We start from the raw sequence: 14,571 nt of genomic DNA, 5'->3' as shown, positions 1-14,571 counted from the left end.
TCACACCCCGCAAACCCACAGTACCCCGCCTTCGACAGATTCACGGGGCTGTTGGTGGGTGCCGACCGTTGGTCGGCACATCTATCAGACATCGAATGAATCATCCACGCATGGCGTGGATCTACTGGCAATTGCGGTTGTTGGAACGAACGACGATTGGTAGGTGTCGACCCTGGTCGACACAGAGCGAGCGCAGCGAGCGACCCGCTTCTGCTTTTCTTTTTTCTTTTCCGTGGTTGGACGCGGCAGGAAACTGTCAAAGGCTGGGCGGGGTGGGTTTGCAGGACCGTTGGCGCCATGGATGGCGCCATCGAGCCCCCATGGATGGGTTTACGGCGTGTCCTGCAAACCCACCCCGCCCGGCCAAGCGCGGCTTTTGATTCAACGGGCAACCACGAGGGGCTCAGCCGTTGGCCGCCGCAAACTCCGGCCGCGTCAGGTTGTCCGCCTCGCCATCAGTGCACAGCACTTCGTCTTCGATGCGGATGCCGCCATACGGGCGGAAGAAGTCCACGCGCTCCCAGTTGATCGCGTCGCCATGGCTGGCGTCCTTCACTTCGTTCAACAGCATGTCGATGAAGTACAGGCCCGGTTCGATGGTCACCACCATGCCCGGTTCCAGCACGCGGGTCAGGCGCAGGTAAGGGTGGCCGGCCGGGCGCTCGATGCGGCCGCCTTCGTCGCTGGCCGCGAAACCCGCCACGTCGTGCACCTGCAGGCCGATCAGGTGGCCGATGCCGTGCGGGAAGAACGCGGCGCTGACGCCGGTCTCCAGCGCGGTCTGCGGCGATACCTTGATCACGCCGAAGTCCTTCAGCACGCCCATCAGCGAAAGATGCGCGTCCACGTGCAGCTGCTTGTAGTCGAAGCCCGGGCGCACCGCCGCGCACATCTGCTGCTGGGCGGCGTCGACGGCGGCGATCATCGCAGCAAACTCGTCGTGGCCCTGCGCAGCGTAGGTGCGGGTGATGTCGCTGGCGTAGCCGTAGGCGCTGGCACCGGCATCGATCAGGAAGCTGCGCAGCGGCTGCGGCGCCTTGCGGCCCAGCTCGGTGTAGTGCAGCACCGCAGCGTGCTCGTTCAGCGCCACGATGTTGCCGTACGGCAGCTCGTTGGCGTCCTGGCCGACGGCCTGGCAATAGGCCATGTGGATGCTGAACTCGTCGGCGCCGTTGCGGAACGCGGCTTCGGCGGCACGGTGGCCACGCACGCCCAGCACCTGCGCCTGACGCATCAGCGCGATCTCATACGGCGTCTTGCTGCCGCGGTGCCATTCCAGGTAATTCACCACCGGCGCCGGGTTGTTCGGCACGTAATTGCCCAGCGCGCTCTGCGGTTCGCCGAGGATCGCGCAGCGCGCCGGGTCGGCCGGCAGCAGGGCCAGCGCCTCTTCGGGCTTGCGGATGATGTGGATGTCGAAGTGCTCCACCCACCAGCCGCTGGGCGCGTCCGGCACCACGTGCCAGTAGTCGAAGGGCTGGTGGAAGATCACGGCCGGGCGCTTGCCCGGGGTGAACACGATCCAGCTGTTGGGCACGCGGGTCAGCGGCAGCCAGGCCTTGAACTGCGGATTGACCGCATACGGGTAGTCGCGGTCGTCGAACACCTGGTAGTGCAGGGTGCCGCTGGGCACCACCAGGTGATCGAAGCCACCGCGGGCCAGCGCCTGTTCGGCACATCGGCACAGCACGGCCAGGTGGTCGGAATACAGGGCGCCGGGGTCTTGCTGGATCATTGCGGTGGCTCGACACGGAAAACGGCCCTAGATTCTGCCGCATACCGCGAAAAACCGCTGTGCCGGAACCGGCACTCAGGCCGTCGAAACCGGTCCCTCGTCGCTGTCCTCGCCCACCCACTGCCGCAGCAGCTGCCGATGCTCGCGTGACAGGGTGAGGAAGCGGAAGCCGGTCCAGCTTTGCCCGGGTACGTGCGCGGGCTCGCTCCATAGCAGATGCACGCCCACGTCGATGGCCTGCTGGCGGCCATCACCCAGTGGCAACGGGAAGCGCAGCTGGTACAGCGCATCCTCGCGCAGCGGCACGCTGGCCAGCATCAGCATGCCGGTTTCGGAGACATTGCCGAGGCGCCCGACCACGCACTCGCGCATCTGGTCGGTGACCGGCACCAGGTCCGAGACCTGGCGGCGCGGCGCGCGGCGGGTGTCCTGCGGCGGTACGGCTTTCATGCGGGGGTCTCCTGTGCGCGGCCCGTGGCCAGTGCACGCAGCGCACCGAGGCTGGCTTCCCAGGCACGGTCGACCAGCCGGCCCTTGTCTTCGGTGACCAGCTGCGCGCGCCCGGCACTGATCTGCCGCGCCAGCGTATCCAGGTCGGTATCGGTGATCTTCTGCCCGCGCGCATTGACGAACAACGCATGGCCGGTCAGCAGGCTGTACCAGGACAGGCGCTGGCGGCGCAGCGTGCCATCGCCCGTGTCGATGTCGAACCAGCTGCCGAACGGCAGCGTGGACAGCTGCTGGTAGGCCGCTTCTTCAGTACTGCTGCGCGGTGTGGCAGGTGCGGTGCCACTGTTCGTGCCGGCGTGCTCGCCCAGGCGCGCACGTGCCTTCAGGCGTGCGCTGAGCTCGGTACGCGAGGTGCTTTCATCCTCGCCGCCGGGCGTGGCCAGCCTGCGCGCGACGGCGGCGGCTTCCTCGGCGTGGTAGCCGACCTGCAGCAGTGCGGCTTCCACCTCCGCTGCCAGCGTGGTATCGGTGCCGCCAGGGGCGTCGATGGCCTGTGCGGTGATGGCAGCGATGCGCTCGGTCTGTTGCAGGCGCTCCTGCCACTGTGGCGAATCGTCGCCATGGCGCAGGCGGGTGAGGGTCAGTGCATCGGCCCAGGCCTGGCGCAGCAGGGTCTGCACGAAGCGCGGCGGCGACTGCGTGTCGCAGCACTGGTCGATCTGCGCGGTGGCCTGGCGACGGGCCAGTTCCAATCGTTCCTTGCCGCGCGCGGCTTCCACATGGCGGCGCTCGGCCAGTTCGGCACGATGGGCCGCCGCGCGCTGGTGCTGCTGCACGTCTTCGTTGGCGGCGGCAAAGGCCTCCGGCGCACGTGCATCCTGCCCCAGCAGGCCCTGCACGCTTTGCGCCATGCGCTGCAGCAGCTGTGGGTCCACATCGTCATCGCCCAGCCAGTTGGCGCCGACTTCGGCGATCTGGTTGAGCAGCTCACGCGCGGGGTGTTCGTCGCGCACGAAGAAGCCCGGGTCGGCCATGGCCGCGCGTGCCAGGGGCACCTGCAGGCGCGCCAGCAGGGCGGCCGGCACCGGATCGGGACGCTGCTGCTGTTGCACCTGCTGCATCAGCATGCGCAGCAGGTCGAGGTTGTCACGGTCGTGACTGCCCAGCTGGGCCTGCGCACCATGCTCGCTGCGCAGCTGCGCGACCACGGCAGCCTGCAGGTCGGCCACTCCGGTTGCGGCACTGGACTGGGCCTGCAGGCGCGCGAGGACCGCGTCGACTGCCGCGCTGGGCACCGCGCCGCTGTCCGCCGGGGCAGGGCTGGCATGCCGTGCCTGCTGCAGCAGTTCATGCAATGCACCGCCGGTGGACGTGGTTACGCCCGGCGTGGCGGGGCTGGCTGCGCCGCCCCCATGGAAGGCGTCCTGTACCAGGCTGGACCAGGAGCCGGCCGGTGCCGAACCGTTCCAGCCGGTCAGCGGGGCTGCGGCGCGCTTGGCCGGCTGCGTGGTGCGGCCGCCACCCACCGACTGGGTGATGATCCGCCGCGTGCTCGACGAGCGTGCCAGGTAGGGGGTGTAGACCAGCCCCGGCAGTACTCCGGACTGGGCCAGCAGGGCATTGGCACGGTCAAGGATATCGCCCAGCCGTTCCAGCACCTGCCGTTCGAAACTGCGATACAGCGCCAGCTGTACCTCGACGCTCAGCGCGTCCTGTTCGGCAATCCGGCGCACCATCGCGCACAGTGCCTGCGGTGCCAGTGGCAGGGTGTCGGCCTCGAAGGCCGGCGCCGCCGCCAGTACGCCCAGGCGTTGGCCCAGCAGGTTCAGTGTGTTGGTTGAACGCAGCGTCTCGCGCCGCACCATCTCGGTCAGCAGCAGGTCGCGATCCACTTCATGCTCATCGACCAGCGACAGCCCGAGCATGCCCGGCAGCGCTGGCGGCGTAGCACTGGTGCTGACACCGCTGGCCGGTTCGCGCAGCCGTGCGAGGGCATCGGCCACGGCGTCGAGCATACGGTCGGCGAAGTGGCCGGAGAACGCATGCAGCTGCCCGCGCTGGGCCATCAGCTCGGCCTGCTGCTGCGGATTGCGTGCGCGGTCGGCGTCGTGAAGCAGATTCTGCTCCAGCGCCTCCACCGTCAGGATCAGGGGCGCGGCCAGCGTCTGCCGGCACAGGCCGATCAGCGCGCCCAACAGCTCACGTACCCGCGGTGGCAGGTCGCTGGCGGCCAGTCGGTTCTTGTCGGCAGGAGTGATGGAAAAGACGGCTGACATCGGTAGGCGGTACCCGGATTCCCGCGGATCGATCTGGTGAATCTACCGTGTCGGCCGCTGTCGGCGCTACTTTAGGGTGGATGTGCCTTCCGTTCGCCAGGCATGGCCCTCTGTCACGCGAGATCAATCTTCCAGGAACAGGCTCACCACATCGTTGGTGAAGCGGCGGCCCAGCTCGGTCGGCTGCACATGGCCATCCGTCACGTCCAGCCAGCCGCGCTGCACGGCCTCGGCCAGCGGTGCGTCCAGTACGCTGCGCGGCAGGCCGGTGCGCGACTCGAAATCGCGCAGGCCGAAACCTTCGTGCAGGCGCAGCAGATTCAGCATGTACTCGAACGGCAGGCGCTCGGGCGCGATCACATCGTCACCACCGAATGAGGCCGGGGTACCCGCGCTGTCCAGGTAGGCCTGCGGATGCTTCAGCTTCCAGCGGCGCAGCACGTGTTCTTCGGCGCCTGAACTGATCTTGCCGTGCGCACCGGCACCGATGCCCAGGTAATCGCCGAAGCGCCAGTAGTTCAGGTTGTGTGCGCTCTGCCGGCCGGGGCGCGCATAGGCGCTGACTTCGTACTGGCCGAAACCGGCCTGCGCGAGCAGTGCCTGGCAGTGTTCCTGCATGTCCCAGGCGTTGTCTTCATCGGGAATGCCCTGCGGCGGCCGCGCGAAGAACACCGTGTTCGGTTCCAGGGTCAGCTGGTAGTGCGAGATGTGCGCCGGCTGCAGTGCGAACGCGCGTTCCAGATCGGCCTCGGCGCCGGCCAGGGTCTGTTCCGGCAGCGCGTACATCAGGTCGATGTTGAAGTTGTCGTAGCCCGCGTCCTGCGCCATTTTCACCGCGCGCTCGGCTTCGCCACTGTCGTGGATACGGCCTAGGCGCTTGAGCATCGCGTCGTCAAAACTCTGGATGCCGAAGCTGAGGCGGTTCACGCCGGCCGCGCGGTAGCGGTCGAAACGACCATGCTCGGCGGTGCCCGGGTTGGTCTCCAGGGTGATTTCGGCGTTGGGGGCAAAGCGCAGGCGCGCGCTGGCCTGCTGCAGGAAGCGGTCAATCGCTTCCGGCGGGAACAGGCTGGGCGTACCACCACCGAAGAACACGCTGTGCACCACCCGGCCCCAGACCAGTGGCAGGTCCTGGTCCAGGTCACGCAGCAGCGCGTCGATGTAGGCATCGAACGGCAGGTCGCCCTTGGCCTGGTGCGAATTGAAATCGCAGTACGGGCATTTGCGCACGCACCACGGCAGGTGCACGTACAGCGACAGCGGTGGCGGCACCAGCCGCGGCGGCGTGTCGTGGTCAGCGGAGCAGGCTTCGCCGGGCAGGTGGTTGCAGTGGTCGTGGGCGTGCGGCATGGGCTTCTTCGGTAATGCCGGCCGCTGGCCGGCTTCCCTGGTTCGATCGGGTGGCGTCAGTACAGCGTCGCCAGCTGTTGCTTGAGCTGCTGCAGGGCAATGGCGCGGTGGCTGATGGCGTTCTTCAGCGCCGGCTCCATTTCCGCGGCGGTCAGGCCGTGGGTGGTGTCCAGGAACACCGGGTTGTAGCCGAAACCATTCGTGCCGCGCAGCTCGCGGATGATCTGGCCCTCCCAACGGCCTTCGCAGATCAGCGGCTGCGGGTCGGTGGCGTGGCGCAGCAGCACGATCACCGCATAGAACCGGGCGCTGCGCTGGCCGTCGGGAACATCGGCCATCGCGTCCAGCAGCTTGGCGTTGTTGGCCGCCGCGTTGGTCGGGTGACCGGCATAGCGCGCGCTGTACAGGCCCGGCGCACCGCCGAGGGCGTCGACGATCAGGCCCGAATCATCGGCCAGCGCCGGCAGGCCGGTCGCTTCGCAGGCGGCGCGCGCCTTCAGCAGCGCGTTCTCGACGAAGGTCAGGCCGGTCTCTTCCACGTCACCCAGGCCGAGTTCGGCGGCCGAGGTGATCTGCAGCGGCAGGTCGGCGAGGATCTCCTGCATCTCCACCAGCTTGCCGGCGTTGTGGCTGGCCAGTACCAGTTTCTTCATTGACGGGGCTCCAGCAGGTCCCAGGTGTTGCCATACAGATCGCGGAACACCGCAACCGTTGCATAGGGTTCTTCGCGCGGCGCTTCCAGGAACTCGACGCCGGCGGCCAGCATCGCCGCGTGGTCGCGGTGGAAGTCATCGGTGTTGAGGAAGAAGGCGACCCGGCCACCGGTCTGATTGCCGATGCGGCTGCGCTGCTCCTCATTGCTGGCACGGGCCAGCAGCAGCGCGGCGGCGCTGCCGTCGGTCGGGCCGACCACCACCCAGCGCTTGTGGCCCTGGTCGATGTCCTCCAACAGTGCGAAGCCGAGCTTGCCGGTGTACCAGGCGATGGCTTCGTCGTAATCGGCCACCACCAGGGTGGTCAGGGCAAGGCGCCGGCTCATGCCGACAGCGCTGCCTGCTGCGCGGCCAGCAGCTCGCGCACGCCCTTTTCGGCCAGGCCCAGCAGCGCGTCCAGCTCGTCGCGACGGAAGGCATGGCCTTCGGCGGTGCCCTGCAGCTCGATGAAGCCGCCACCGTCGTTCATCACCACGTTCATGTCGGTGTCGCAGTCGCTGTCTTCGGCGTAGTCCAGGTCCAGCACCGGGGTGCCGCGGTAGACGCCCACCGACACGGCGGCCACTGCGCCCAGGATCGGGTTGCGCTTGATGTCGCCGCGCTTCATCAGCACGTTCACTGCATCGACCAGGGCCACGTAGGCGCCGGTGATGGCGGCGGTGCGGGTGCCACCGTCGGCCTGCAGCACGTCGCAGTCGAGGGTGATGGTGCGCTCGCCCAGCGCGTTGCGGTCCACGCACGCGCGCAGGCTGCGGCCGATCAGGCGCTGGATCTCCAGCGTGCGGCCGCCCTGCTTGCCGCGGGCCGCTTCACGGTCACTACGGGTGTGGGTGGCGCGCGGCAGCATGCCGTACTCGGCGGTGACCCAGCCTTCGCCCTTGCCGCGCAGGAAGCCCGGCACGCGGTTCTCGACGCTGGCGGTGCACAGCACGCGGGTTTCACCGAAGCACACCAGGACCGAACCTTCGGCGTGGCGGGTGAAGCCGCGTTGGATGACGACCGGGCGGAGCTGGTCGGGCTGGCGGCCGCTGGGGCGGGAATCGGACATGGTGCGGGTTCCGTAATGGCGAGGGAGTACGCCGCCACGCCCGCGGCCTTCACGGGGCGGGCAAGGGGGCTCTGGTGAGGGCGCTAGGGTACCATTCCCCCTTTGCACGCACCGGACACAATCCATGATTCGAAGCATGACCGCCTATGCCGGCGGCGAGCGGGTCACCCCGTGGGGCACGCTGGGCTGCGAGCTGCGCTCGGTCAACCACCGCTTCCTGGAGGTCGGCACCCGCCTGCCCGAGGAACTGCGGGCGCTCGAACCGCAGCTGCGCGAGCGCATCGCCGCACGCCTGAGCCGTGGCAAGCTGGATCTGGTGATGCGCCTGCGCGCGCCGGAAGCGGCGGCCAACCTGCAGGTGGACGAGGCCCTACTGGGCCAGCTGGGCCGCCTGGCACACCGCCTGACCTCCGATTTCCCCAACCTGCAGGTCAGCTTCACCGACCTGCTGCAGCTGCCGGGCGTGACCCGTGGCGAGGCCACCGATGCCGCCGCCCTGCAGGTCGAGGCACTGGCCCTGCTGGACCAGGTGCTGGACGGCTTCGTCGAGGCCCGTGAGCGCGAAGGCGGCAAGTTGTCGGCCGCCATCAGCGAGCGCGTGGACGGCATCGAACGCATCGCCACCGAAGTCCGCGTGCTGATTCCGGCCATTCGCGACGGCCAGCGTGCCAAGCTGGCCGCACGCCTGGCCGACCTGCCGCACCCGGTCGATCCCGGCCGCGCCGAGCAGGAACTGGTGCTGTGGCTGCAGAAGCTGGACGTGGATGAAGAGCTGGACCGTCTTGGCAGCCACATCGTCGAGATCCGCCGCGTGCTCAAGCAGCGTGAGCCGGTCGGCCGCCGCCTGGACTTCCTGCTGCAGGAGTTCAACCGCGAAGCCAACACGCTGGGCTCGAAGTCGGTGGACAGCCGCACGTCCAATGCCGCGGTGGAGCTGAAGGTGCTGATCGACCAGATCCGCGAACAGGTGCAGAACATCGAGTGATGTTGCACCCGGCGAAACGACAAGGGCGCCTTCGGGCGCCCTTGTCGTTTCCGCGCATCAGCGCACGCTGACGCCCGGTGTTCCAGCGCTCAAGCGGCCGATCACGGCTGCCTGGCCGAACCCTGCGTCGTGGAAACAGGCCAGCACCGCATCCACCGCTTCCGGGGCACAGGACACCAGCAGGCCACCGCTGGTCTGCGGGTCGGTCAGCAGCGGCTGCCAATATGCTGGCAACCCCTCGGCGAAGCGCACCTCGGCGCCATAGGAGGCCCAGTTGCGGTGGGAGGCGCCGGTCACGCAGCCACGCTGCAGCAGCTCCAGCGCCTGTGGCAGCAGCGGCACCTGTGCACTGTCCACCTCGGCGGCCACGCCACTGGCGCGGCACACTTCCAGCAGGTGGCCGAGCAGGCCGAAACCGGTCACGTCGGTCATCGCGTGCACGCCGTCCAGCGCGGCCAGCGATACGCCCACGCTGTTCAGGCGGGTGGTCGATTCGATCATCTGCCGGTAGCCGTCGGCGTCCAGCACTTCTTTTTTCAGTGCTGACGAATACACGCCCACGCCCAGCGGCTTGCCCAGCACCAGCACATCGCCGGCGCTGGCATCGGCATTGCGCTTGAGCCGCTGCGGGTCGAGCACGCCGATCGCGGCCAGGCCATAGATGGGTTCCACCGAATCGATGCTGTGGCCACCGGCCACCACGATGCCGGCATCGGCGCAGGCACGTTCGCCGCCCTGCAGGATGCCGCGGATGGTGTCCTGCGGCAGGCTGTTGATCGGCATGCCGACGATGGCCAGCGCGAACAATGGCCGTGCGCCCATTGCATACAGGTCGGACAGCGCATTGGTGGCGGCGATGCGGCCGAAGTCGAACGGGTCGTCGACAATCGGCATGAAGAAATCGGTGGTGGCGACGATCGCCTGGCGGTCATCAAGGCGGTATACCGCCGCGTCGTCGCTGGTCTCGCGACCAACCAGCAGCTCAGCCGGTGCCGGAAGCGCCGGCACGCCGCGCAGCAGTTCGGTCAGCACGCCCGGCGCGATCTTGCAGCCGCAGCCGCCGCCATGCGCCAGCGAGGTCAGTCGTTGCGGGGCATCGGCCGTTGAAGGGGCGGGGGACTGCGCGTGCGTGGCCATGCCGACATCTCCTGCGGAAACACGAATGGCGGAAGGCAGCAGGAGTCGAACCTACCAGGGAACGATCGACGCCCCCTACTGGGTTTGAAGCCCAGCCGCATGCCCGGATGCGCATGCCTTCCGAAAGTACGGCGGTAGCGGTGGGCTCAGTCGCGGGCTGCGTTCCACTGCAGGTCGCCACGCGGCCGATGCTGGTCACCGACGCGTCGAGTGTAGCCAACGCGATTGAAGAACTCCAAGATCTGGATGCTGCGCTTGCGGCCCAGGCCGATGGCATCGCGGAAAGCGGCCGCATCCACCGCGCCGCTGGCCTGCGACAGCTGCGCGACGATCGCGGCCAGCTCGGCAATGCGGGCCGGTGCATAGAACAGATCCGGTACCACCTGGAACAGTTCGCCACGTGTGGTGGCGCGGCGCAGAATGGCGCGGACCTCGTCTTCGGCCAGGCCGATGTCGGCGGCCAGGGTGCGCACCCACGGCGGATCGAAGCCACCGGCGTGCAGTTGCGGCAGCACGCGTTCCAGCAGCAGACGCTCGCGTTCCGGTGGCGCATGGTCATGGCCGGGCAGGCGCCACCAGGCGCCCACGCGCTGCACGCTGCCGTCGTCCAGCAGGTCCTGGAGAAGCGCGTTCCACAGGCTCGTTGCCAGTGCAGGCAGGGTACTGCGTTGCAGGCGCCCGCTGTCGACACCGGGTTCGTCAGGGCGTCGTTCATGCCAGCCACGCAGTGAGGCGATTACCTGTTCGCGTAGCACCTGCCAGTGCGCAGCGAGGATGACCACCGTGTCGTCGCGGGTGGCGATGCGCTGTGCGCCTGCAGGAAGATCGATCCGGTCGGCGGCGCGCCGGCAGTAGCGCTGCAGTGCGGCCAATGGAATTCCGGTGGCCGCCTGCTGAAGCAGCGGGCCAACATCTGCGCTGGTGGCCAGCTGTTCCAGCGCCACCAGCCACGCCAGGCGTGCAGGGCTGCGCCGCCGCCGCTGTGGCGGATCCGGATCGAGTACGACACCGCCGCCCAGCGTACGGGTTGCCGCCGAGTCGCGGGCAATGAAGCGATCGCCACACATCGCACAGACCGGCGCATCGAACACCAGTTGCACCAACTGCCCATTGCCGTAATCGTCGTCCTCCAGCAGCACCACATGGGCCTGCCGGTGCATCGTGCCCCAGTGGATATGCAGCGGCGCCCAGTCGCGCAATGGCGCGGCCAACGCGGACAGCCGCAGGCGCACATCAACGCGGGTGGTGGGCAGCAGTGCGCGCGGGTCGGCGATCCAGTCGCCACGGCGGATGTCGTCACGAGCGATGGCTGCCAGGTTCAACGCGCAGCGCTGCCCGGCCATCGCGTGGTCGCTGGCCTGGTTCTGCGCGTGGATGCTGCGTATGCGCACTTCAGTGGCGGCCGGCATCAGCTGCAGATGCTCACCCACCAAGGCGATGCCGCCATGTACCGCGCCGGTCACCAGCGTGCCGTGGCCGGCCAGCGAGAACACGCGGTCCACCGGCATGCGGAACAGTTCGCTGCGCAGTGCGGCCTGGCGCGCGCTGGCGTCGTCCGCCGCCCACGCGTGCAGCTGGGTACGCAGTGCACTGATGCCGGCATCATCGGCTGAGGTGCTGTTGCAGGCGAATACAGGGGAATCCTGTAGCGGCGTTCCGGCCAGCAGCGCAGCGATCTCGATCTCGACCCGGGCGATGCGCGCTACATCCACACGGTCGATCTTGGTCAGCGCCACCGCACCGCGGTCGACGCCCAGCAGTTGCAGGATGGCCAGATGCTCGCGGGTCTGTGGCATCACGCCGTCGTCGGCAGCGATCACCAGCAGGGCGACATCGATACCCGTGGCGCCGGCCACCATCGTGTGCACGAAGCGCTCATGGCCCGGAACGTCGACGAAGCCCAGCGTCGCGGCCGAGCCTTCGACGTCCCTGCTTTCCACCGGGACATAGGCGTAGCCCAGTTCGATCGATATGCCGCGCGTACGCTCTTCCTGCAGGCGATCGGTTTCGATGCCGGTCAGTGCGCGTACCAGGCTTGTTTTGCCATGGTCGATATGCCCGGCGGTGCCGACGATCATGCCTGCAGCGCGCTCCATTGGGCGAGGAAGGCCGCTTCGTCCCCGGGTTCCAGGCAGCGCAGGTCCAGCCACAACGCGTCATCGGCAATGCGGCCCAGCACCGGGCGCGGCAGCTGACGCAAGCGCTTGGCCAGGCGATCCAGTCCGCCACGGCGTGCGCTGGCAATGCGCAGTCCGGCGCTGGCAAGCTGCGCCTGTGGCTGCGCGCCGCTGCCGATCTGGCTGTGCATCGAAGCAGGCTCGAGGGTGTAGTCCGTCGCCAGCGAGGCACGCATCGGCTGCAGCAGGCGCTGGGCCTGCGCATCGATGTCGTCCTGCGTGCGCGACAGCGTGCGCAGGGTCGGCAGGCGCTGTGCCAGCATCTCCGGTTCGCGGTACAGGGCCAGCACCGCTTCCAGCGCAGCCAGGCCCATCTTGTCCATGCGCAGCGCGCGCTTGAGCGGGTTGCGGTTGATCCGCGCGATCAGGTCGGCGCGGCCGGCGATGATGCCGGCCTGAGGCCCACCCAGCAGCTTGTCGCCACTGAACGAAACCAGATCGGCGCCGGCTGCCAGCGTTTCCTGCACAGTGGGCTCGTGCGGTAGGCCGAACGTGGCCAGATCGCACAGGCTGCCACTGCCCAGGTCCACCACCAGCGGCAGGCCATGTTCGTGCGCGATTGCCGCCATCGCCGCGGTGTCGACCTTGGCGGTGAAGCCGGTGATCGCGTAGTTGCTGGCGTGCACCTCCATCAGCAGTGCGGTGCGGGTGCCGATGGCGTTGGCGAAGTCAGCCGGATGGGTGCGGTTGGTGGTGCCCACTTCCAGCAGTCGCGCACCGGCGCTGCGCATCACGTCGGGAATGCGGAAGGCGCCACCGATCTCCACCAGTTCGCCGCGCGACACCACCACGTCGCGGCGGTTGGCCAGGCTGTTGAGCAGCAGCAGGACCGCCGCCGCATTGTTGTTGACCACGGTGGCGGCTTCAGCGCCGGTCAGTTCGCAGATCAATGCCTGCACCCGTGCATCGCGGTCGCCGCGACGACCACGGATGACGTCGAACTCCAGATCCACCGGTGCGGTCATCGCGCGGCTGACCGCGTGCACGGCGGCATCGGGGAGCAATGCGCGCCCGAGATTGGTGTGCAGTACGGTGCCGGTCAGATTGAACATCGGCTGCAGATCCAGCCGTGCATCGGCCGCCAGTGCGGACTCGATCGCCGCGACCAGCGCCGGACCGCCAACCGCTTCCTGCAGCTGCGCGGCCGAAAGCTGGCCGGCGCTGATACGGTCGCGCAGCACCTGCAGGTGCGAACGCAGCAGCCGGGTGATACGACTATGGCCGTGGCCCTCGATCAGTGCTGCCAGGGCAGGCAGGCGCAGCAACCGGTCCAGCGAGGGCAGGGCGGAAACCGATGCCGGGGTGGAGGGCGTGGCTGTCATCGCCTCACTCGCCGTCGGATTGCCACAGCAGCGGATTCTGGCTGGCGCGCGCATAACCTTCTTCGCCCAGCAGCAGGTCCAGCGCCAACGTGCCGAGGTCATCGGCGACCGGTTCCAGTGAGGGATCCTTTTCCAGGTACAGGATCTTGCGGTAGCTGTGGCAGTGGTCGCAGGTCTCGGCACGGACCGCGCTCTCGCGCACGGCCTCGCCGCTGTCGCCATCCACATCGGCCAGGGCGCGGTAGGCGATGTCCTTGCCGGCGGTGCCACACTGGCTGCACTGCACGCGCACGTAGTGCCACTGGCACGCGCACAGCGAGCACGACAGGTAACGGTAGGACGCATAGGGTGGGCGTGCCTGCACCACGCTGACCACCGGTAGCGAGCCGCACAACGGGCACAGGCCGGGTGCATCGGCCAGCGGTTTCAGGTCGGTGGAGCGGAAGCTGTCCGCCAGCACCGCCCAGTAGACCTGCAGTGCGTTCATCACCAGCAGCGCCGCGACCGCGTCCACCGATGGCGCATCATCACGCTCCAGCACGGCATGGGCCTGCGCCTCCAGCCAGGCATCGTCGGCCGCGGCGACGCGCTGCAACTCCTGGCGGGTTTCCGCCGGCAGCCCGGCCTCGTCGGCACAGTGCTGGCACAGCGTGCGCAGCCAGTCGCGCCAGCGTCCATCCAGGTGAAGCGTGTTGGCCGGCCGCAACGGCATGCCGGCACCGGCCGCCGCACTCGACTGCTGCGCACGTGCCTGCGATTGCAGCGCTTCGCGTTGCTGTGGTGTCAGTTCGTCCAGCAGTGCCTGCTGTGCATCTGCCAACGCCGCCAGCAGCTGCAGGTAACCGCCGATGGCACTGTGCGCAGCCAGGCTGCGCAGGCGCGTCGCGCGCTCGGCGAACAGGGAAGCGACATCGGGCAGGATGATGCGCGGAACATCGCGCGAGGCCAGTGTCTCGATCTCACCGGGTTCAAGGATGCGTTGCGCCATGCAGGGCCAGCCAGAAGAACCAGCCTCCATCCTCGCCGTTGTCGGCGCTGGCGTCCAGCGTGTTCAAACAACGCAGTCGAGCAAAGCAGTCGAGCATGGCTCGACTCTACAAAAACCGGTTTCGGTCGTTGCCATGTTCATCGTGTCGACCAAGGTCGACACCCACCAAGAGCAGCTCATGCCATTCCGACAGCAGCGGGAAACTGTCGAAGGCGGGGTGGGTCCGGTTGCGGGGGTGTCCGCGGCATGGATGCCGCGGCCAAGCCCCCAAGGACGGGTTTACGGCGTCCCCCGCAACCGGACCCACCCGGCCACCCCTCAGGAGGACCTGTCTCCTTTACCCCACTCAGAGCCCCCGAGAACAAAGCGAATCTCGTATTGCGTCTTCTT

12 protein-coding genes and 1 tRNA gene are annotated in these 14,571 nt (G+C 68.2%); 1 reads left to right on the top strand and 12 read right to left on the bottom strand.

Going from position 1 to position 14,571, the window contains the following annotated elements; all coding sequences use genetic code 11:
* Positions 1-403 precede the first annotated feature (403 nt).
* From pepQ to rph, 7 genes are all read right to left on the bottom strand, one after another.
* Positions 404-1,735: a Xaa-Pro dipeptidase gene (gene pepQ, locus ARC63_RS07455; RefSeq protein WP_057502925.1), complete on the bottom strand. Its 1,332-nt coding sequence runs from the start codon at positions 1,733-1,735 to the stop codon at positions 404-406.
* Positions 1,736-1,810: 75 nt separating this feature from the next.
* Positions 1,811-2,185, bottom strand: a complete 375-nt coding sequence (locus tag ARC63_RS07450) for a PilZ domain-containing protein (RefSeq protein WP_010484030.1) — start codon at positions 2,183-2,185, stop codon at positions 1,811-1,813.
* On the bottom strand, positions 2,182-4,461 hold the full coding sequence (locus ARC63_RS07445) for a DUF1631 family protein (RefSeq protein ID WP_057502924.1): 2,280 nt from the start codon (positions 4,459-4,461) through the stop codon (positions 2,182-2,184). Before ARC63_RS07445 ends, ARC63_RS07450 begins: the two co-directional genes overlap by 4 nt.
* A 123-nt stretch (positions 4,462-4,584) precedes the next feature.
* Complete coding sequence (gene hemW, locus ARC63_RS07440) at positions 4,585-5,811, bottom strand: radical SAM family heme chaperone HemW (RefSeq protein WP_057502923.1); 1,227 nt, start codon at positions 5,809-5,811, stop codon at positions 4,585-4,587.
* Between the two features lie 56 nt (positions 5,812-5,867).
* Complete coding sequence (rdgB, locus tag ARC63_RS07435; protein WP_010484033.1) at positions 5,868-6,464, bottom strand: RdgB/HAM1 family non-canonical purine NTP pyrophosphatase; 597 nt, start codon at positions 6,462-6,464, stop codon at positions 5,868-5,870.
* Entirely contained in the window at positions 6,461-6,850 is a 390-nt protein-coding gene (locus ARC63_RS07430) for a VOC family protein (protein WP_057502922.1), read from the bottom strand. The genes rdgB and ARC63_RS07430 overlap by 4 nt, the downstream gene beginning before the upstream one ends.
* On the bottom strand, positions 6,847-7,572 hold the full coding sequence (rph, locus tag ARC63_RS07425) for a ribonuclease PH (RefSeq protein ID WP_008267511.1): 726 nt from the start codon (positions 7,570-7,572) through the stop codon (positions 6,847-6,849). Before rph ends, ARC63_RS07430 begins: the two co-directional genes overlap by 4 nt.
* A 124-nt stretch (positions 7,573-7,696) precedes the next feature.
* Between rph and ARC63_RS07420 the strand changes: the two genes are divergently transcribed.
* Positions 7,697-8,557 carry a YicC/YloC family endoribonuclease gene (locus ARC63_RS07420; protein WP_057502921.1) on the top strand — a complete coding sequence of 287 codons (861 nt, stop codon included), beginning with the start codon at positions 7,697-7,699 and terminating at the stop codon, positions 8,555-8,557.
* A gap of 57 nt (positions 8,558-8,614) precedes the next feature.
* Here ARC63_RS07420 and selD read toward each other — a convergent pair whose 3' ends face one another.
* The 5 genes from selD to fdhE all read right to left on the bottom strand — a co-directional run bounded on the left by selD (position 8,615) and on the right by fdhE (position 14,181).
* Positions 8,615-9,694, bottom strand: a complete 1,080-nt coding sequence (gene selD, locus ARC63_RS07415; RefSeq protein WP_057502920.1) for a selenide, water dikinase SelD — start codon at positions 9,692-9,694, stop codon at positions 8,615-8,617.
* Between the two features lie 26 nt (positions 9,695-9,720).
* Positions 9,721-9,816 (bottom strand) — tRNA-Sec (locus tag ARC63_RS07410).
* Positions 9,817-9,840: 24 nt separating this feature from the next.
* Positions 9,841-11,772, bottom strand: coding sequence for a selenocysteine-specific translation elongation factor (gene selB, locus ARC63_RS07405; protein ID WP_057502947.1), 1,932 nt, complete (start codon positions 11,770-11,772; stop codon positions 9,841-9,843).
* On the bottom strand, positions 11,769-13,193 hold the full coding sequence (selA, locus tag ARC63_RS07400) for an L-seryl-tRNA(Sec) selenium transferase (protein WP_057502919.1): 1,425 nt from the start codon (positions 13,191-13,193) through the stop codon (positions 11,769-11,771). Before selA ends, selB begins: the two co-directional genes overlap by 4 nt.
* A 4-nt stretch (positions 13,194-13,197) precedes the next feature.
* Positions 13,198-14,181, bottom strand: a complete 984-nt coding sequence (gene fdhE, locus ARC63_RS07395) for a formate dehydrogenase accessory protein FdhE (RefSeq protein ID WP_010484040.1) — start codon at positions 14,179-14,181, stop codon at positions 13,198-13,200.
* Positions 14,182-14,571: the final 390 nt, after the last annotated feature.

This window comes from Stenotrophomonas geniculata ATCC 19374 = JCM 13324 (assembly GCF_001431625.1).
GTDB lineage: Bacteria > Pseudomonadota > Gammaproteobacteria > Xanthomonadales > Xanthomonadaceae > Stenotrophomonas > Stenotrophomonas geniculata.
The sequence above is the reverse complement of the archived record's forward strand: the minus strand, read 5'-3'. Positions and strand labels throughout refer to the sequence as shown.